The sequence below is a fragment of the Myxococcus sp. AS-1-15 genome (assembly GCF_020037055.1).
In the GTDB taxonomy this organism is placed as follows: Bacteria; Myxococcota; Myxococcia; order Myxococcales; family Myxococcaceae; genus Myxococcus; species Myxococcus fulvus.
In genome coordinates this window covers 35,585-54,326 of record NZ_JAIQDF010000007.1, presented here as the reverse complement: position 1 = coordinate 54,326, position 18,742 = coordinate 35,585, and the positions used below count along the sequence as shown (strand labels likewise).

13 protein-coding genes are annotated in these 18,742 nt (G+C 68.3%); 8 read left to right on the top strand and 5 right to left on the bottom strand.

The window, feature by feature from the left end; translation table 11 throughout:
• The first annotated feature begins 9 nt into the window (after nucleotides 1–9).
• Both K8625_RS20250 and K8625_RS20245 read left to right on the top strand, forming a co-directional pair.
• Nucleotides 10–1,170: a mandelate racemase/muconate lactonizing enzyme family protein gene (locus K8625_RS20250; protein ID WP_223747453.1), complete on the top strand. Its 1,161-nt coding sequence runs from the start codon at nucleotides 10–12 to the stop codon at nucleotides 1,168–1,170.
• On the top strand, nucleotides 1,167–3,002 hold the full coding sequence (locus tag K8625_RS20245; RefSeq protein WP_223783633.1) for an AMP-binding protein: 1,836 nt from the start codon (nucleotides 1,167–1,169) through the stop codon (nucleotides 3,000–3,002). Before K8625_RS20250 ends, K8625_RS20245 begins: the two co-directional genes overlap by 4 nt.
• Here K8625_RS20245 and K8625_RS20240 read toward each other — a convergent pair.
• From K8625_RS20240 to K8625_RS20230, 3 genes are all read right to left on the bottom strand, one after another.
• Entirely contained in the window at nucleotides 2,989–4,677 is a 1,689-nt protein-coding gene (locus K8625_RS20240) for a DUF6311 domain-containing protein (RefSeq protein ID WP_267700796.1), read from the bottom strand. The two genes, K8625_RS20245 and K8625_RS20240, sit on opposite strands and share 14 nt — an antisense overlap.
• 44 nt (nucleotides 4,678–4,721) lie before the next feature.
• Nucleotides 4,722–6,470 carry a DUF6311 domain-containing protein gene (locus K8625_RS20235; protein WP_223783631.1) on the bottom strand — a complete coding sequence of 583 codons (1,749 nt, stop codon included), beginning with the start codon at nucleotides 6,468–6,470 and terminating at the stop codon, nucleotides 4,722–4,724.
• A gap of 302 nt (nucleotides 6,471–6,772) precedes the next feature.
• Nucleotides 6,773–6,985, bottom strand: coding sequence for a hypothetical protein (locus K8625_RS20230; RefSeq protein ID WP_223747456.1), 213 nt, complete (start codon nucleotides 6,983–6,985; stop codon nucleotides 6,773–6,775).
• Between the two features lie 571 nt (nucleotides 6,986–7,556).
• Between K8625_RS20230 and K8625_RS20225 the strand changes: the two genes are divergently transcribed.
• Nucleotides 7,557–9,179: a bifunctional 3-(3-hydroxy-phenyl)propionate/3-hydroxycinnamic acid hydroxylase gene (locus K8625_RS20225; protein WP_223747457.1), complete on the top strand. Its 1,623-nt coding sequence runs from the start codon at nucleotides 7,557–7,559 to the stop codon at nucleotides 9,177–9,179.
• A gap of 103 nt (nucleotides 9,180–9,282) precedes the next feature.
• On the opposite strand, the gene K8625_RS20220 is transcribed toward K8625_RS20225, so the two are convergent.
• Together K8625_RS20220 and K8625_RS20215 are read right to left on the bottom strand one after the other, a co-directional pair.
• The gene (locus K8625_RS20220) at nucleotides 9,283–10,026 is read right to left on the bottom strand and encodes a hypothetical protein (protein WP_074952194.1); all 744 of its coding nucleotides are present in this window, start codon (nucleotides 10,024–10,026) and stop codon (nucleotides 9,283–9,285) included.
• 19 nt (nucleotides 10,027–10,045) lie between these two features.
• Nucleotides 10,046–12,190, bottom strand: a complete 2,145-nt coding sequence (locus K8625_RS20215; protein WP_223747458.1) for a hypothetical protein — start codon at nucleotides 12,188–12,190, stop codon at nucleotides 10,046–10,048.
• A gap of 528 nt (nucleotides 12,191–12,718) precedes the next feature.
• On the opposite strand from K8625_RS20215, the gene K8625_RS20210 reads away from it, so the two are divergent.
• The 5 genes from K8625_RS20210 (at nucleotide 12,719) to sdhB (ending at nucleotide 18,592) form a co-directional block, all read left to right on the top strand.
• A complete protein-coding gene (locus K8625_RS20210; protein ID WP_223747459.1) occupies nucleotides 12,719–13,150 on the top strand; it encodes an ATP-binding protein in 432 nt (143 codons plus the stop codon).
• A gap of 178 nt (nucleotides 13,151–13,328) precedes the next feature.
• Nucleotides 13,329–14,627, top strand: coding sequence for an NADP-dependent isocitrate dehydrogenase (gene icd / locus K8625_RS20205; protein ID WP_223747460.1), 1,299 nt, complete (start codon nucleotides 13,329–13,331; stop codon nucleotides 14,625–14,627).
• Nucleotides 14,628–14,660: 33 nt separating this feature from the next.
• Nucleotides 14,661–15,605: a malate dehydrogenase gene (gene mdh, locus K8625_RS20200; protein ID WP_141328680.1), complete on the top strand. Its 945-nt coding sequence runs from the start codon at nucleotides 14,661–14,663 to the stop codon at nucleotides 15,603–15,605.
• Nucleotides 15,606–15,824: 219 nt separating this feature from the next.
• On the top strand, nucleotides 15,825–17,702 hold the full coding sequence (gene sdhA / locus K8625_RS20195) for a succinate dehydrogenase flavoprotein subunit (RefSeq protein ID WP_223783630.1): 1,878 nt from the start codon (nucleotides 15,825–15,827) through the stop codon (nucleotides 17,700–17,702).
• Nucleotides 17,703–17,785: 83 nt separating this feature from the next.
• On the top strand, nucleotides 17,786–18,592 hold the full coding sequence (gene sdhB / locus K8625_RS20190) for a succinate dehydrogenase iron-sulfur subunit (RefSeq protein WP_141328678.1): 807 nt from the start codon (nucleotides 17,786–17,788) through the stop codon (nucleotides 18,590–18,592).
• Nucleotides 18,593–18,742 lie beyond the last annotated feature (150 nt).

Genomic DNA, 18,742 nt, shown 5'->3' with positions numbered 1-18,742 from the left:
TGTGAGTCCATGCGCATCGTCAAGGCAACCCTGACCCCGCTCCGACTGGAGCTGCTCCAGCCCCTGAAGACGGCCCGAGGCACCTATTCCGCGCGCGAGGGTTTCCTCGTGCGCCTCGAGGACGAAGAGGGGCGGGTGGGGCTCGGTGAGGCGATGCCGCTGCCCGAGTTCGGCACGGAGTCGCTCCCCGTCTGCGGCGAGGTGCTGGCGGCGTGGCTGTCCTCGCTCGAAGGGCAGTTCCTGGGCGACACGGTGCGCGCCGTCGAGGACACGCTGTCTCCGTTCCCGCCGACAGTGGCGAGAGGAGAGGGTGTCCGGGTGCGAGCCCGTCATCCCGCGCCTCCGGGGCCGGTGCCCGCCGCGGAGCATGCGCTGGAGCTGGCGCTGTTGGACCTGCTCGCGAGGCGGCAGGGGGTTCCGCTGTGCTGGCTCCTGGCAGAGGAGGCGCGCCCCGAGGTCCTGGTCAATGCGCTGCTGGGCGGTGAGACGGCGGAGGCGCTGGTGGATGAGGCGCGAGTGGCGGTGGCCGAGGGGTATGGGACGCTCAAGCTGAAGGTGGGCGGTCGCGCGCTGGAGGAGGACGAGCAGCGCGTGAAGGCGGTGCGCGAGGCGGTGGGGCCGGACGTGAAGCTGCGGCTCGACGCGAACGGTGGCTGGTCGGAGCTCGAGGCGAAGCGCGCGTTGGACAAGCTGGGCTGGTACCAGTTGGAGCTGGTGGAGCAGCCGACGCCGGCGGACGACCTTGCCGCGTTGTGGCGCGTGCAGCGACGTGCGCCGTGCATGGTGGCGGCGGACGAGTCGCTCGGTTCTCCGGAGACGTTGCGCGCGCTGCTGGGTTCGGATCCATTGTTGGGCGGTGGGCCGGCGGTGGGCGCGGTGGTGCTCAAGCCGATGGTGTTGGGAGGGCTGCTGCCCGGGCTCGTGGTGGCGATGCGCGCCGCTCGGCTGGGCATGCAGGCGTATGTGACGAGCTCGCTGGACGGCGTGGTGGCTCGGGCTGGGGCGGCGCACCTCGCGGCCGCGTTGCCTTCAGGGGCGCTCGCGTCGGGGCTCGCGGTGGGGAAGCTCTTCAAGAGTGAGCCCGCCGTGCATGACTACCGGCCGCTGCATGGGCGCATCCGGTTGCCGGAGACGCCGGGGCTCGGGCTGGATGCCGGAGCGGTGGTGTGACGACGTTCGGTTGTCCCATCCGCGAGGGCGCCCGCGTTCATCCGGAAGCGGAGGCGCTCACATACGCCGGGCGCTCGTGGAGCTACGGAGCGTTGGACGCCGAGGTGAATCGGTGGGTGGCCGCGCTCGAGGCCCGGGGCATCGGCGCGGGAGAGCGGGTCGCGCTGCTGTCGACGAACCAGCCGGCCTGTGTGTTCCTGTTCTGGGCCCTGGGGCGGCTGGGAGCGCTGCTGGCGCCGCTGAACGCGCGCCTCACTCGCGCTGAGTTGGCCCCGTTGGTCGAGGACATCGCGCCCGCGCTCACCTTGGCGATGGGGGCCTTGCGAGAGCGTCTGCCAGGGGCGGAGCCGCTGGAGACCTTCGCGTCGACGGCGTACGTGGCTTCAGGGGAGGGGCTCCCTCGCGAACGGACGCCGGATGCCTTCGCGTCGACGACGTTCGTGGCGTCGGGGGAGAGTCTCTCACGCGAGCGGACGATAGAGACCTTCGCGTCGCCGGCGTACGTGGCGTCGGAGTACGTGGCGTCGAGGGAGCGGCTACCGCGCGAGCGGACGAGGGAGACCCGCGCGTCGTCGGAGACGCCGACACCTGAGCTGGCGTCGGGAGGGCAACTGCCGAATGCGCAGTCGCTGAAGTCCTCTGTGGCGTCGGCAGTACGACCGCCAGACGAGGAACTCTTGGTAACGGGTGCGTCGCTGACGCCGTCCACGGCCTGTGCGTCGTCGACAGGGCGACCGACGGAAGGCGCGCCCCTGGCTCCCTCGGAGCCCTCGACGACCTGTGTGCCGCTGGTTGAGGACGCACCGCGCGTCGTGCTCTTCACAAGCGGGACGACGGGCAGGCCGAAGGGCGCGGTGCTGACGGAGGGCAACTTCCGTGCGTCGTGCCGAGCCTCTGCGGAGAACCTCGGAGCGCATCCCGCGCCGCGCTGGCTCGGGACGTTGCCACTGTTCCATGTCGGTGGTCTCGCGATGTTGACGCGCACCGCGTACGAGGGAGGCTGTCTCGTGCTGCACGAGCGCTTCGACGCGGAGGCCACCAGTCGAGCCATCGACGAAGGCGTGACGCACGCGAGCCTCGTCGCCACGACGCTGGAGCGGGTGCTCGACATCCGAGCCGGTCGCCAGGTGCCGGAGACCTTCAAGCTCGCGCTGATTGGCGGTGGGCCCGTGCCAGTGTTCCTGTTGGACCGGGCACGCGCAGTGGGGCTCCTGGCGCTCCAGACCTACGGTCTCACCGAGGCCTGTTCCCAGGTGACGACGGAGTCTCCCTCCGAGGCGGATGGGAAGACCGCGGGACGCTCTCTGCCGGGGACCCAGGTGCGCATCGTCGGAGATGACGGCGCTGCACGAGGCCCTGGCGAGGAAGGCAACATCGAGGTCCGAGGCCCCACGGTGATGGCGGGCTACTGGAATCGTCCCGACGCGACGCGCGAGGCGTTCCGTGACGGATGGCTCCACACGAAGGACCTCGGGGTGCTGGACGCGCGAGGTCGCCTCACGGTGCTCTCACGTCGAACGGACCTCATCGTCAGGGGAGGGGAGAACATCTACCCGGCGGAAGTGGAGGCGGTGCTCGCCAATCATCCCGCGGTGCAGGAGGCCGCGGTGATTGGCGTCCCCGACGCGAGATGGGGCGAGGTCCCCGTGGCCTTCCTCGCGCCACGCACTGGCCAGCAGCGTCCGGATGCACCGGTGCTGGAGACCTGGTGCCGTGACTCACTCGCGGGCTTCAAGCTGCCCACGCGCTTCATCTGGTTGGACGCGCTGCCCCGCAACGCGATGGGCAAGCTCGAGCGCACGGCGCTGCGCAAGGGCATCACGGAGGGGTGATAGGACTTTCCGCCGTGGGAGGCAGTGGCGCACGGGCCGAGGACTTCAGGAGCACCTCCCTGAAGCGCCCATTACGACCAGCCACGCAGACGTTGAACCCGTCCACGTTGCCGCAGCTGACCAGCTCGCCCAGGCGCTGGAACAAAGCCAGCTTCGGTGGGTCCACGACGTAGAGCGTATCCGCCGAGAGTCGGCCTTGCTCGACATCGGCCTTCAGCTCCTCACAGACCTGCTGGACATGTCGTTCATTGAAGCGCGCGGCGTATCCGCTGTTCGTCGACATACCCTTGCGATACGCGAGGTCCCCCCATCGCACGTAGTCATCCCGGGCGAAGGTGTTCTCGGTGCACGGCAGCTCCGAGTCATGGATGTAGGGTGGATACAGCACCACGTGCCGGTAGAACGAATCGAGCTGGGTCCACTCCGTCGCGCGCAGCCGGGGCCAGGGCGCCGAGCGAAACCGTTGCTGTGCCCAGAGCTCCTCGGTGTCGACCACCTGGATGAGCAGCGCACCGAGCAACACGCTCGTGATGACGACGGGGCGCTCGCGCCAGCGCCAGGTGACGAGCGCGAGGATGCCCGTGAGCACGACATAGTGCAGGGGCCAGATGAAGCGCCCCGAAGCGCGGAACATGCCCAGGACGGGCATGAACGGCTCGGCGACCTTCCGCATCGACAGCACGGTGGTGCCACCGAGGGTCATCGTCGTGGAGAACGCGAGCAACGCCAGCAGCCCCACCACGGCCAGGAGCGGCCCGTGTGCTCGAGCACGTGCGCGCGCCTGAGGCCACCAGGCGGACGGCCTGCCCAGCAGCGCGACGAGCGCGAGCACGAGGACGCCAGTGCCGAGATAACCGAAGCCCTCGTATTGGCCACTCCGCGCGGGCAGCCACGGCAACACCCGTGACCACCCCATGGGATTGATGAGCGACAACATGTCCGCGCTGTAGACACCGAATCCCTGTGTGCCTCCGCGTACGTCCTGGCCCACGTATCCGAACGCGAAGAAGACGCCACCCACGGCCAGGCATCCAGCCAGGAGCGCAAGTCCCGCCTGTCGCCAGGTGAGGTGTCTCTCCTGCCACGCCATGCTGACGAGCAGGGCCGTCGAGAGCGCGAGGACCATGACCGCCAGGTACGGGTGGACGCCAGCCGCGAGCACGTTGATGAGCAGGGCACCGCGCAACGTCCGCCACGCGCTTCGCGCATCCGGCCGCGGACGCAGGTGCAGCCACAACAAGGCCGTGAGCATCCAGTGCGCGCAGAGCGCGTCGTGCCCGAACCGGAAGACGAGCACGGGCGCGAGCACGAACAGCGCGGCCCCCAGGAGCTGATGCGAGGCCCGAGGCGTGAACAGCGCCATCAGCTTGACGCCCATGAACCCCTGGAGCGCCAGGCACGACGCGAGCCACAGCCCGATGAACTGGAAGTCCTGAGGCAGCCACCCGGAGAACGGCTTGAGCACCAGCGAGACCCACGGTGTCGAGTCCGTGAAGCCCACCGTCGTCGTGAGCGGCGCCATGTAGCCGGGCGTCCTGCCGAGGGGAAACCCCCAGGGGGCCTCACGGAAGAACCACCAGCCGAGGATGCTCTTCGTCCAGTCTCCCCATCCCAACCAATCCAGGTAGGTGGGGTCCAGCGCGCGTACACCGCCCAGCGCGACGAACCAGAGCACGCCCAGAAGCGCTCCGGCCCAGGGGAGATGTCGTGAGGCCGCGCTCATGGAAGGGGCCTCTGTGCGCGATTCGAGGACCTCAAGAGCGCCTCCCTGAACCGACCGTCACGAGCGGCGACGCAGACATTGAACCCATCCACCGTGCCGCAGGTGACGTGCTCTCCCAATCCCTGGAACAACCCCAGCTTCGGAGTATCGACGACATAGAGCGTGTCCGACGAGAGCCGGCCCTGCGCGACATCGGCCACGAGTGCCTCGCAGCTCTGCTCGACGTGTCGCTCATTGATGCGAGCGACATAGCCGCTGTTCGTCGACAGGCCCTTCCGGTACGCGAGGTCCCCCCAGCGTACATAGTCATCCCGGCGGAACGTGTTCTGGGTGCATGGCAGCTTCGAGTCATGGATGTACGGCGGATACAGCACCACGTGCCGGTAGAACGAATCCAATTGCGCCCACTCCGGTGCACCGAGCCGAGGCCACGGCGCCGGTCGAAACCGCCTCTGCGTCCACAGTTCCTCGGTGTCGACCACCTGGGTGACCACCGCGCCCAGCAGGATGCCCGTGAGAACGGCGGGACGCTCGCGCCAGCGCCAGATGACGAGCGCCAGGATGCCGGTGAGCACCAGGTAGTGGAGCGGCCAGATGAAGCGGCCCGAGGAGCGGAACATCCCCAGCACCGGCATGAACACGTCGGCCATCTTGCGCGCCGACAGCACGATGACGCCGCCGAAGGTCAGCGTCGTCGAGAACGCGAGCAGCGTGAGCAGTCCCACCGCGACCCACAGTGGCTGATGGGCTCGGGCCCACGCTCGAACCTCGGGCCACCAGACAGAAGGTCGCCCCAGGACCGCGCCGAGCGCGAGCACTCCCGTGCCGAGATAGCCGAAGCCCTCGTACTGGTCCTTGCGCGTCGGGAGCGCCGGCAACATCCGTGACCACGCCATCGGGTTGATCAACGTGAGCATGTCGGAGCTGTACGCCCCGAAGCCATGCGCCGCGCCTCGTACCCCCTGGCCCACATAGCCGAACGCAAAGAAGAGCCCGCCCAGCATGAGCGTGCCCCCCAGGAACACGAGTCCCGCCTGCCGCCGCGTGAGCAGCCGCTCCTGCCACGTCATGCTGACGAGCAGCGCCGTCGAGAGCGCGAAGACCATGACCATCAAGTACGGGTGGACGCCAGCCGCGAGCACGTTGATGAGCAGGACCTCGCGCAGCGTCCGCCACGCACTTCGCGCATCCGGCCGCGGACGCAGGTGCAGCCACAGCAAGGCCGTCAGCATCCAGTGCGCGCAGAGCGTGTCGTGCTCGAATCGGAAGACAAGCACCGGCGCGAGCACGAACAGCGCGGCCCCCAGGAGCTGATGCGCGGCCCGAGGCGTGAACAGCGCCATCAGCTTGACGCCCATGAACCCCTGGAGCGCCAGGCATGACGCGAGCCACAGCCCGATGAACTGGAAGTCCTGGGGCAGCCAGCCCGAGAAGGGCTTGAACGCCAGCGCGAGCCACGGATTCGAATCCGTGAAGCCCACCGTGGTGGTCAGCGGCGCCATGTAGCCGGGAGTCCTGCCGAGGGGAAAACCCCAGGGGGCCTCACGGAAGAACCACCAGCCGAGCACGTGCTGCGCCCAGTCCCCCCATCCCAACCACTCCAGAGACGTGGGGTCCAGCGCCCACGCGCCGCCCAGCGCGATGAACCAGAGCACCCCCAGGAGCGCCCCCGCCCAGGGGACAAGTCGCGTCAGCGCCGTCTCGGGGCGCGCTGCGAGGCCAGGGCTGCGTGTGTGGGTACCCACCGACGTCCTCTTCCGCACACCAGGACCGCGACGAGGCGCGGCACTCGAAGTGGGAGGGGAGCAATACCCCGGGCGAAGGACCGGAACCAGCCCGCCGATACGCGGGAGGAGGAGCCACCGTGGATTGACAGGTCAATCAAGTGCGCGGCGAACCGCGAGGTCCCTGTCGTTTCCACCGGAGGGAGGCGGGCATGGAGCCCTCGAGGGCCCTTCATGCGCTCACCGTCGACGGTGGAGCAGGGTGTGTCCCGAGCATCACGAGGTGCCGGAGCCCCGGGGCTCACGGCGGCCCCGCCTGGGGCTCAGGACTCCGAGACGGGGTGGCCCCAGGGGTTGGTGCGCGGATACTCGCGGAGCATCGCGCTCAAGCGGTACGCCGCCGCCACCGTGGCGCTCATCCGGACCCGCCGGGTCAGGGAGGCTCCGCGGGCCGCCGTGTCGCCCAGCCGCGCCGCCTGCTGCGCGAGCTGACGCTCCACCTCGGGAGACCAACGGGAGAATTCGAGCCATTCCATGGAACTGCTCCTTCGCGAACCACGCGTGAGGGGGAAGCGCCACCTAACCACTGGCGATCTCCGAATGCACGACGCCGCGCGTTGCCCACGACGTCAATGCGGTGTTTCCGACAGCGATTCCTTCTGCCGTTCGACAACTGTGATTCGGTGTCAGTGCAATGTTGAAGTCCGTAAGGAATGTCTGCCCACCTTGACTCCTCGCGGGAACCCACCGGGTGGGGAGTGCACCCCCGCCTGCAACCGCGAACACCCAGGGGCTGATTCCAGAGGCTCGCCGAGGGGTGAAACTCAAACATGCAAGGAATTTTCCCCGGGGCGTTCTTTGAATCGAGAGGCACGGGGTCGGGGTGACGGGATGGGTCGCACGCTCGCCGGTGGAGTTGGCGAGGACTCGGGGCCGCATTGTTTGCGTGGGCCGAGTGAAAACGCGACGGCGGCGCCTTTCTGGAGTCCACTCGCGTGAGGGGACCGCGCGAGAGCGAGGGTGAATGGCCCGCTGATAATTCCAGCCATGGCCTGGGGGATGAATCATCAAAGGCAGCTCAACAACGAGACGACCCGGAGGGCGGACGTGGCTCCAGAAACTGTTGATGTCATCATCGTGGGATGTGGACCGGTCGGAGCGATGGCGGCCAACCTGCTCGGACTGCAGGGCGTCAGGACGCTCATCGTGGAGAAGGAGCTGTCCGCGCATGCCCAGTCGCGCGCCATCAGCCTGGATGACGAGGCGCAGCGCATCTTCCAGTCCGCGGGCCTGGAGGGAGAGCTGGGGCCGGGCTTCCATCCCTGCAAGACGCTGCGCTACCTGGATGACCGCCTGCGCGTGCTCGCGGAGGTGGACTTCACGAAGCTGGACCGCCCCTACGGGCATGACGTGGCCACCTTCTTCCAGCAGCCGCGGATGGAGGCGATGCTGCGCAAGGGCATGGCGCGCTTCGAGCACGTGGAGCTGTGGCAGGGCCACGAGGTCGAATCCTTCGTGCAGGACGCAGAGGGCCTCACGGTGCGCGTGCGCGAGCTCGCCAGCGAGCGGGTGCTCACCGTCCGCGCCCGCTACCTGCTCGCGTGCGACGGCGCGCACAGCCCCATCCGACGCAAGCTGGGCCTGAAGCTCGAGGGCACCACGGGCCTGGAGCACGCGCTCGCCATCACCGTGAGCACGTCGTCGCCGGAGCCCGACTACACCAGCTACCTGTGTGGCCCGAAGCGCCGCGGGTTCATCGCGCGCACCGCGCGGGACGAGATGCGCTTCGACATCATCGTCGACCCGGACGCGGACCTGGAGGCGGTGCGGCAGCCGGACCACGTGCGCACGCTCATCGCGCCGTACATCGACCCGTCGACGGTGAAGATCCGCTCCATCAACGTCCACTCGTACCACTCGCGCCTGGTGGACCGCTGGCGGGTGGGACGCGCCTTCCTGATGGGGGATGCCGCGCACCTGATGCCGCCGTTCCTGGGCCAGGGCCTGTGCGCGGGCTTCCGCGACGCGGCGAACCTGACCTGGAAGCTGGCGCGGGTGCTGGACGGCTCGGCGGACGACTCGCTCTTGGATACGTACGAGCAGGAGCGGCGCGGCCACGTGGCCGAGGTCATCAAGAGCTCGGACGCCATGGGCCGGGTGATGATGTCCGGAGGCCAGGTGCTCTCGCGCGTGCGCAACGCGCTCATCCAGCTCCTCTACCGCCTGCCCGTCACCGGGGAGTTCATCCGCCAGTTCAAGGTGAAGCCCGTCTTCGCGCTGGAGCAGGGGTTCCTGCTCGGCGCGCGACGCAAGAAGGCCGCGCCGGAGGGCACCTACTTCCCGCAGCCGCGCGTGGAGGTGCTCGAGGGGCAGCGGGTCCTGCTGGACCACGTGCTGGGCGATGGCTTCGTCGTGCTCACGCGGCCGGGCGCCTCGCAGGACCTGCAGCGGGAGGCCCGTGCGCTGGCGGCGGAGCTGGGCGCGCGTGCGTGGACCGTGCTCTCCGCGGAGCGCATCGGCGAGCCTCCGCCGGAGGCGCTCGTGGACACGGAGGGCCGGCTGGTCGCGTGGTTCGCCCGCCACGGCAAGGACGTGGTGGTGCTGCGCCCGGACCGCTACGTGTTCGGCACGGCGACGGGGCCGGAGCTGGAGGGGCTTCGCCGCTCGCTGCGTGGACGCATCCGTCCGCGCGCGCGCACGGCGGACGCGGTGGTGCGTCGCGCGGGGTAGGTCGGTGGAACACGACGGGGCGCCCAGGCCGATTCCTCGGCCCGTGACGCCCCCGGGGCATGACTGAGCGGGGCTCGCCTTCCGAGCGGGCCCCGGTGGGACCTCAAGCCGCGGCGGGCTTGATCATCTGCTGGGCGCGCTCGACACAGTCGCCCATGAAGCGCAGGTAGATGTCCAGCGCCTGCGCGCCCGTCTTGCCGATGACCGCGGTCTTCTCCGGGACCTGGTCCAGCAGCTTGCCGAGCATGACCTCGTTGAGCGCGGTGTGGCCCACGTCCAGCTCCGCGTGCTCCTTCACGAAGGACATGGCCTCCATGATGTCCTCGCCACAGACGCGCTTGGCCTGCTCCATCAGCCCGGGCGCGAACACGACGGACAGGTTCTCGATTTCATATTCGATGGCCACCTGCGCCGCCGGCATCTCGCCGACGATGGTGTCCTCGTGGATCTTCCGGTACTCGACCATCGCCTGCGTGGGCGTCTGGCTCAAGAGCGCGTTCACGTCCAGCTGCGGAGAGCGGCGCGAGTTCCACCGGGCCACCAGGTTCTTGGTGTCCTCGATCATCATCAGGTGGTGGCCCTCCTCGTGCTTCGCGTGGGTGATGAGCTTCTCGCCCACGTCCTTGAGGCCCATCTTCACGGAGGCCTCGCCCGCGCGGCGGATCCACTTGTCCACCGGCTCCGTCATGTAGACACCCAGCGAGTTGAGCTGGATGAGGAAGCCCTCCACGAGCGCCGGGTCCACGTTGGGATCCAGCAGCGCCTTCAGGGCGGGGGACGTCTTGAGGCGCTCGCGCACGGGGGCCACGTGCGGAACATAGTTCTGCTCCACGAATTGCTTGCTCATGTGTCTACCTCTGGGGCGTTTAGCGAGGGTTGTGGGCGCCGCGGCGCCCGATGGTCAGCTCACTGATGTGCTCGAGGAAGTCCGGAATCAGCTTGGAGGAGATGATCCACATGTAGGGATCGGGCCCTCCGTGGATGCCGGCCTCCTGCACGTAATCCCCCCCCTCGTCCTCACATAGGAAGTGGAACGAGGTGCGGCGGCGCGCCGCATACCACCGGCGCGCGGCGTCCACCAATGCGACATAGGTGGACGGTCCTTCTTCGGTCAGCGGGAACAGGCGGGCCATGTCCAGCAGGCAGTACAGGTTCGTGCCCCGCTGACCCAGCTCCAGCACCGTCGCGGCCACGGGGACTCCGTTGCGCCGCGCGACCAGGATCTCCCGCTCACGCTCGAGATTGAACTGCTTCCAGCGCGCCTGCACCGGACGCATGTCGATGCGCTCGCGCGTGAAGTCCAGCGCGTCCACGTAGCAGGCGGGGCGGGTGCGCGCGATGGTGTCCGCCAGCAGCGTCAGCTCCTGCGCCGTCGCGAGGCCAATCTGGATGCCCTCGTGCGCGCGGCCCGTCTGCTCGTGCGTGTACACGTCCAGCATGTGCACCTTGCGCGTGAAGGCCAGGCCCTGGCCCGTCTCCATCTGCCGCTCGGCGTAGCGCACGTGCGCCTTGGCGATCCACGGGTTGAGCGCCTCCACGTAGGCCACCACCCAGCGGAAGTCCGGGTCGCTCTGCGGATGCTCGAAGGTGCGCACGTACAAGTCGCGCATGATCTGCCCCGGCTCCTGCACGCTCGGGGGCGGCTTGCCGGGACGCTTGGCGACCTGGTGCCCCATCCACGCGTGGCGGTAGGGCTTCATGAAGGACAGCGTCGCCTCGGGGCCGCGCTCGGACGGCCACACCGCCTGGCAGAACAGCTGCGGAATCTCCGCGCCGCGCTTGGCCATGCTCCGGAAGGCCAGCCGCTGCTCCTCGAACTCCTCGGACGTCTTGCCCGCGAGGCTGAAGAAGCCCGAGCGGGTGAACAAATCCCACAGCCCGTCCTCCATGTTCTCGCTGGTGCGAGTGGCGGGGGACGTCGTCTGCGACACGAAGCGCACCCAGCGCGCCTCGTCCACGGAGTAGGGCTGCACGCTCAGGCCGCACAGCATGTAGCCATCCGCGCGGGGGCTGGTGACGTAGCGGATCTCCCCGCGCAACGTCAGCGTCTGGCCCTCGCCCGTCTGCAGCTCGATGTGCGGCGGCAGCAGGCCGGGGAACATCAGGTCCTCGGGCTTGCAGCGCAGGCACAGGCCGGAGAACGACAGGTCCACCACGTCGCGCTGCAGCTCGCCCAGCTCCCGCCACAGCGGGTGATGGAAGCGCACGTTCGCGCCCGCGGGGGCGGGGACGCGGCGGTGCCAGCGGTGACGGATGCGGGAGATGCGCGTGGGCAGCTGCGTGTAGAGCCGCTCGCCGTCGCCGCTGCCGCCGTCCAGGCGCATGCGGTACGCGCTGTTGTAGCCGATGACGTCCACGTCGAAGGGCGCCTCGCCCCACTCGGTGACGGGCTCCTCGGAGCGCCACTCCAGCTGCGACGTCGCCGTGTTGAAGCGCTCGAGCACCATGCGCACCGAGCGGCCCTTGCGGCGCAGCACGCCGTTGTTCCCGGACGCGCAGATGGCCACCAGGATGGAGCGGATGCGCTCGGCCTGCTCGATGGTGTCCTGCACCGGCAGCACCGACGCCGCCGGCTCCGCCACGCCGTTCTTCAGCGCGTCCGCCAGCAGGGAGAGGATCTGCCGGCCCTGCTCCACCGTCACGCCCACCAGCTGAAGGCCGACGGGCGCGCTCGCCGTCTCCGCGTCCGCGCGGATGAACGCGCCGACCAGGGGACCGATGGTGAGCCCACGGCCCTTGAGGAAGACGGGCAGGGTGGGGCCCTCGGTGTGCGTCACGGGACCGCGCGGCATCACCCAGACCACGGTGGGGCTCAGTCGCGTCACCTCACCCAGCGTCGCGTCCAGCGTGCCCAGCGAGCACGTGATGGCGTTGGCGCCCCGGCCGTGCAGCGAATAGCCCGAGTCGTCCAGCGCGGCTTCCGCTGGCGGCAGCGGAATCACATTGATGAAAGCGTCGCGGCTATCGAACTCGACCGTCCGCCGGTCGGAGAGCGGGTTTCCCCCTTCCATGTCCAGGAGCCCCCTTCTCCGGTAGTGAGGAACGCCTGATGCGGATGGCGAAGTTGCAAGCACAACAGTTCCTCCCTGCTCCAGCGGTGCTGCGGTGGGCGGCATTTCGCTATGGGTCCGTATCATACGGAGTCGAGAGGAACAGTCAAATCGAATTTGTGCAGCCTTGCTGTTTTCGTCAAGGCCGGAATCTAGGGCACTGGGTCAACCGTGACAGGCCATTTCTCCAAGTTTCACGAACTGCATGCCCAGCACCCGACAACGGCACGGCCAAGATGTCGCGAAGCTGTAATGTCTCCAGTCAACCACGCCCTGCGTACTTTCTCGTAGTGAAATGGAGCGCGTCGGATTCCGCCAGTAAAGTCCCTCTGTAGGGCCAACGGGACGAGGTGCGGCATGAGCGCGGCGCGGGATTGGGTGGACAGGACGTCGGGTGAAGCCGGGGCGGCGCCCCAGGCTGCTTCCCCCAGGGCCTCGCTGGCGTCGGTGGAGGGTCCGGATTCCCAGCAAGTGGAGGTCGCGGCGCTCATGGAAGAAGCCCTGGAATTGCTGGAAGCCACGCGAAGAATCCACGGCATCGAAGTGAAACTGGAACTTCCAGGGGAAACCGTTCTGGCGCGGACAGGGGCGCGACGTACACGGCAGGTGTTGCTGCTGCTGCTGTCGCACGCGGCGGACCACGCGGGGGAGGGAAGTGTGCGCGTGGTGCTGGACGCGCCGGATGACTTCGGTGACGAGCCGCCGCGCTTCCAGGTGGTGACGTCCGCGGCGCGGCTGTCCGCGCGCGAGCTCCAGGCGGTGTTCCTGTCGCCCATGTTGGTGGGGCCCGCGCATCGTCGGCTCGCCCGGGCGCGGGAGCTGGTGGAGTCCGTGGGCGGGGCGCTCGGCGTGGAGCGCGGCGATGGCGAGGGCCTCACGGTGACGGTGGAGCTTCCCGCGCCGGGCCTCGCCTGCTGGTAGGTCGGTGCGCAGGCGCGGTCCTCCAGGCCTGGCGCGCGTGCCCGAGCGCATGCGGCGCCGCTGGGTCCGATAAGTCCTGCAACCTGGAGGAGCGGCCAAACTCCTTGACGGGAGGGGGGCGGGTTCTCGACTATCCCGCGCCAATTCTTACACGGCCACACCTTCCAGGAGTACGTCCATGGCTCCCCCGACTTCCGGCGAGAAGATCACCCTCCAGAACGGCAAGCTGTCCGTGCCGGACCATCCGATCATCCCCTACATCGAGGGCGACGGCACGGGCCGCGACATCTGGCGCGCGTCCCAGGCCGTGTTCGACGCCGCGGTGGAGAAGGCCTACAAGGGCAAGAAGAAGATCGCCTGGCATGAGGTCCTCGCCGGCGAGAAGTCCTTCAAGCAGGTCAACAACTGGCTTCCCGACGAGACGGTCGAGGCCTTCCGCACCTACCTGGTCGGCATCAAGGGCCCGCTGACGACGCCGGTGGGCGGCGGCATCCGCTCGCTGAACGTGGCGCTGCGCCAGCTGCTCGACCTGTACGTCTGCCTGCGCCCCGTGCGCTACTTCAAGGGCGTGCCCAGCCCGGTCAAGTCGCCGGACAAGGTGGACATGACCATCTTCCGTGAGAACACGGAGGACATCTACGCGGGCATCGAGTTCGAGGCCGGCAGCCCCGCGGCGGCGAAGTTCCTGTCCCTGCTCAAGCAGGAGTTCCCGAAGGAGTTCGGGAAGATCCGCTTCCCGTCGGACATCGGCCTGGGCGTCAAGCCCGTGTCCAAGGAGGGCAGCGATCGGCTCATCCGCGCGGCCATCCAGTACGCGGTGGACCACAAGCGCAAGAGCGTCACGCTGGTCCACAAGGGCAACATCATGAAGTTCACCGAGGGCGCCTTCCGCAAGTGGGGCTACGAGCTGGCCGCCCGGGAGTTCGGTGACAAGGTCTACACGTGGGACCAGTGGGAGGTGACGAAGGCCGCCAAGGGCGAGGAGGCCGCCAACGCCGAGCAGAAGGCCGCCGTGGCCGCCGGCAAGATCGTCATCAAGGACTCCATCGCGGACATCACGCTGCAGCAGGTGCTCACGCGTCCGGACGAGTTCGACGTCATCGCCACGCTGAACCTCAACGGCGACTACCTGTCGGACGCGCTGGCGGCGCAGGTGGGCGGCATCGGCATCGCCCCGGGCGGCAACATCAACTACGTCACGGGCCACGCGGTGTTCGAGGCCACGCACGGCACGGCGCCCAAGTACGCGGACCAGGACAAGGTGAACCCGGGCTCGGTCATCCTCTCTGGTGAGATGATGTTCCGGCACCTGGGCTGGCACGAGGCCGCGGACCTGATGATCCAGGGCATGGACCGCGCCATCGCCGCCAAGACGGTGACGTACGACTTCGCCCGCCTGATGAAGCAGGAGGGGCAGTCCGGGGTGACCGAGGTGAAGTGCTCCGAGTTCGGTCAGGCCATCATCAAGCACATGTAGTCCCCTCGCGGGGAATTGGGAGACGGCGAAGCCATGGCTCAGAATCGCAAGAAGAAGATTGGCCTCATCGGTGGCGGGCAGATCGGCGGCAACCTCGCGCTGCTGGCGGTGCAGAAGTCGCTCGGTGACGTGTTCCTGTACGACATCCCGGCGGCCGAAGGCCTGGTCAAGGGCAAGGCCCTGGACATCAACCAGCTGGCGGCGGTGGACGGCTACGACTGCCGCGTCACCGGTACCACGGACTGGAAGGACGTCGCTGGCTCGGACGTGATCATCATCACGGCCGGCATGCCCCGCAAGCCGGGCATGAGCCGCGAGGACCTGCTGGAGATCAACCTCAAGATCATGACGGACGTGGCGGGCAACATCAAGCAGCACGCCCCCAACGCCTTCGTCATCAACGTGGCGAACCCGCTGGACGCGATGGTGTTCGCGCTCCACAAGATCGCCGGCCTGCCGGACAACATGGTCGTGGGCATGGCGGGCGTGCTGGACACCAGCCGCTTCAAGTGCTTCGTGGCCGAGGCGCTCGGCTGCTCCATCCGTGACGTGGAGGCGCTGGTGCTCGGCGGCCACGGCGACGACATGGTGCCCCTGGTGCGTCACAGCACCGTGGGCGGCGTGCCCCTCACGGAGTTGATCGCGAAGGACAAGCTGGACGCCATCGTCAAGCGCACCCGCGAGGGCGGCGCGGAGCTGGTCGGCCTGTACAAGACGGGCAGCGCCTACTTCGGGCCCGCGGCCTCCTCCATCGCCATGGCGGAGAGCTTCATCTTCGACCGCAAGCGCATCCTGCCGGGCGCGGCCCTGCTCAAGGGCCAGTACGGCATCAACGGCTACTTCTTCGGGACCCCCGTGCAGATCGGCGCGGGCGGCATCGAGAAGGTCATCACCGTCGACCTGAACGACGCCGAGAAGGCCGAGCTGGAGAAGTCCTTCCAGTCGGTCAAGAAGACGGTCGACTCCGTCAAGCTGTAGGCCGTTCCAGTCAGAAGCCCGTCGGGGACCCCCGGCGGGCTTCTTGGCTGATGCCGCGAATGACGCGGGCTTATCGAGTTTCTCGCCGCCGTTGCGGCGTGCTTCCAGCAAGTTAACTAGCCTGTAGAACTCGCACGGAGATGTCCGGAGCGTGGCGCGCCGGTTGTGGCGGGCCGGCTGACGGCAGGCGCCCTGGATCCGGCGGTCAAGGAGACGATGATGGCAGCAGCAGCGCGGTTCACAGTGGTGGGCGGCGGTCTCGCCGGGCTGATGACGACGATCAAGCTCGCGGAGGCGGGCCACCAGGTGGATGTGCTCTCGCTCGTCCCGGTGAAGCGCTCTCACTCGGTCTGCGCGCAGGGAGGCATCAACGGCGCGGTGAACACCAAGGGAGAGGGTGACCACCCGGAGATCCACGTCAAGGACACGCTGCGCGGCGGCGACTTCCTGGCCGAGCAGATCTCCGTGAAGGGCATGTGCTACGCGGCCCCCGGCATCATCTACCTGCTGGACCGCATGGGCGTGACGTTCAACCGCACGCCGGAGGGCCTCTTGGACTTCCGCCGCTTCGGCGGCACGCTCCACCACCGCACCGCCTTCGCCGGCGCCACGACGGGCCAGCAGCTGCTCTACGCGCTGGACGAGCAGGTCCGCCGCTACGAGGCCGAGGGCAAGGTCACCAAGTACGAGTACTGGGAGTGGCTCGGCACGGTGAAGGACGAGGGCGGCCGCTGCATCGGCAGCGTGGCCGTGGACCTGCGGACCATGGAGATCCGCACCTTCCCGGCGGAGGCCGTGTGCCTCGCCACGGGTGGCCCGGGCATCGTCTTCGGTCGCTCCACCAACTCCATCATCAACACCGGCACCGCCGCGGGTCGCGCCTACATGGAGGGCGCCATCTACGCCAACGGCGAGTTCATCCAGGTGCACCCGACGTCGATTCCGGGCGAGGACAAGCTGCGCCTGATGAGCGAGTCGGTGCGCGGCGAGGGTGGCCGCGTCTGGGTGCCGCGCAAGAAGGGCGACACGCGCGGGCCCCGGGACATCCCGGAGAGCGAGCGCTGGTACTTCCTCGAGGAGAAGTACCCCAAGTACAAGAACCTGGTCCCCCGCGACGTCGCCACGCGCGAGATCTTCATGGTCTGCCGCGACCTGGGCCTGGGCGTCGGCGGGCGCGACGGCGTGTACCTGGACGTCACGCACATCCCGGCCAAGACGCTCGACGCCAAGATCAAGGGCGTGATGGAGATCTACGAGAAGTTCGTCGGAGATGATCCGCGCGTCACGCCGATGGTCATCTTCCCGGGCATGCACTACTCGATGGGCGGCCTGTACGTGACGTTCGAGGCCGACTCGAAGACGCTCACGCCGCTCGAGGGCAGCCCCAAGAACCAGTCCACCAACATCCCGGGCCTGTACGCCGCGGGCGAGGCGGACTACGCGTTCCACGGCGGCAACCGCCTGGGCGCCAACTCGCTGCTCTCCTGCATCTACTCGGGGATGATCGGCGGCCCGGCCATGGCGTCCTTCGCCAAGAGCCAGACGACGAGCGCGGCGGCCATGCCGGAGAAGTACTTCCAGGACGCCAGGCGCTACTGGGAGGACCGGTTCGCCACCATCAAGAAGATGGCGGGCCCGGAGAACCCGTACGGCCTGGCGCAGGAACTGGGCGACGTGATGACGGAGAACTGCACCGTCGTGCGCTACAACGACCGCCTGAAGAAGACGGTGGAGAAGATCCGCGAGCTCAAGGGCCGCTGGAAGAGCGTCAACGTGCTGGACACGGGCAACTCGTCCAACCGCTCGATGTCGTTCGTCAACCAGCTCTGGAACATGCTGGAGCTGGGCGAGGTCATCGCCACGAGCGCGCTCTTGCGCGACGAGAGTCGCGGCGCGCACTACAAGCCGGACTTCTCGCTGCCCGAGCCGAAGACGAAGGATCCCAACGACGATCCCGCCTGGATGGCGCTGTGGCAGGCGCGCCACGACAAGTGGGCGAAGACGACCATCGCGAAGTACGCGGAGCAGGGGCCGAACATCTCCTACGAGGATGTGCCGACGCCCGTGCTGAAGCCCGAGCCGCGCTGGTACGCGTAAGGCACCGGGGAACTTTCTGGGCGTGCCCGCGCCTGAATCGCGCGGGCCCCCGTAACTGACTTGGAAGCGAAGGGTCGAGCGACATGGACACCGCACAGGCAGGCGCCGTCAGCAGCCAAACCATCTCCTTCCGCATCTGGCGGCAGGATGATCCGAACCAGCCGGGCCACTACGAGGAGTTCAAGGTCCCGTATCGCAAGGGCGCCAACGTCATCTCGTGCCTGATGGAGATCCAGCGCAACCCCGTCACCGTGGAGGGCAAGAAGGTTGCGCCGGTGGTGTGGGACGCCGCGTGCCTCGAGGAGGTCTGCGGCAGCTGCGCGATGAACATCAACGGCCGCGTGCGCATGGCCTGCTCGGCGCTCATCGACAAGCTGGAGCAGCCGATCACGCTGGAGCCCATGAGCAAGTTCCCGGTGGTCCGGGACCTGGCCGTGGACCGCAGCCGCATGTTCGAGGCCCTCAAGAAGGTGAAGGGCTGGATCCCGACGGACGGCACGCACAACCTGGGCCCCGGCCCGCGCCAGTCCCCGGTGGACCAGTCCACCATGTACGTGCTGTCCACGTGCATCACGTGCGGCAGCTGCCTGGAGGCGTGCCCGCAGGTGACCCTGGGCAACGACTTCGTGGGCGCCGCGGCCATCAGCCAGGCCCGCCTGTTCAACATGAACCCCACGGGCAAGCTCAACTCCGAGGAGCGCGTGCGCGCGCTCATGGGCCCCGGCGGCGTGCAGGACTGCGGCAAGGCGCAGAACTGCGTGAAGGTCTGCCCGAAGGAGATCCCCCTCACCACTTCCATCGCGATGATGAACCGCCAGGTGACCAAGCTGGTCATCAAGGACCTCTTCTCGCAGGAGGAGGAGAAGAAGGGCCACAGCGGTCCAGGGTGACGCTCGCGCGGGCGCTCCGCCGTGTCCTCGGCCCCGCGCCGGTCTCCCTCGTGGAGCCCGGGCGGGGCTGTTGACGTTCCAGGGGCAGGGGCGCGGTGAAGGGCGCCTCATCTGCCCGGACATTCCTGGTTATCAGCGGTCCACACCGTG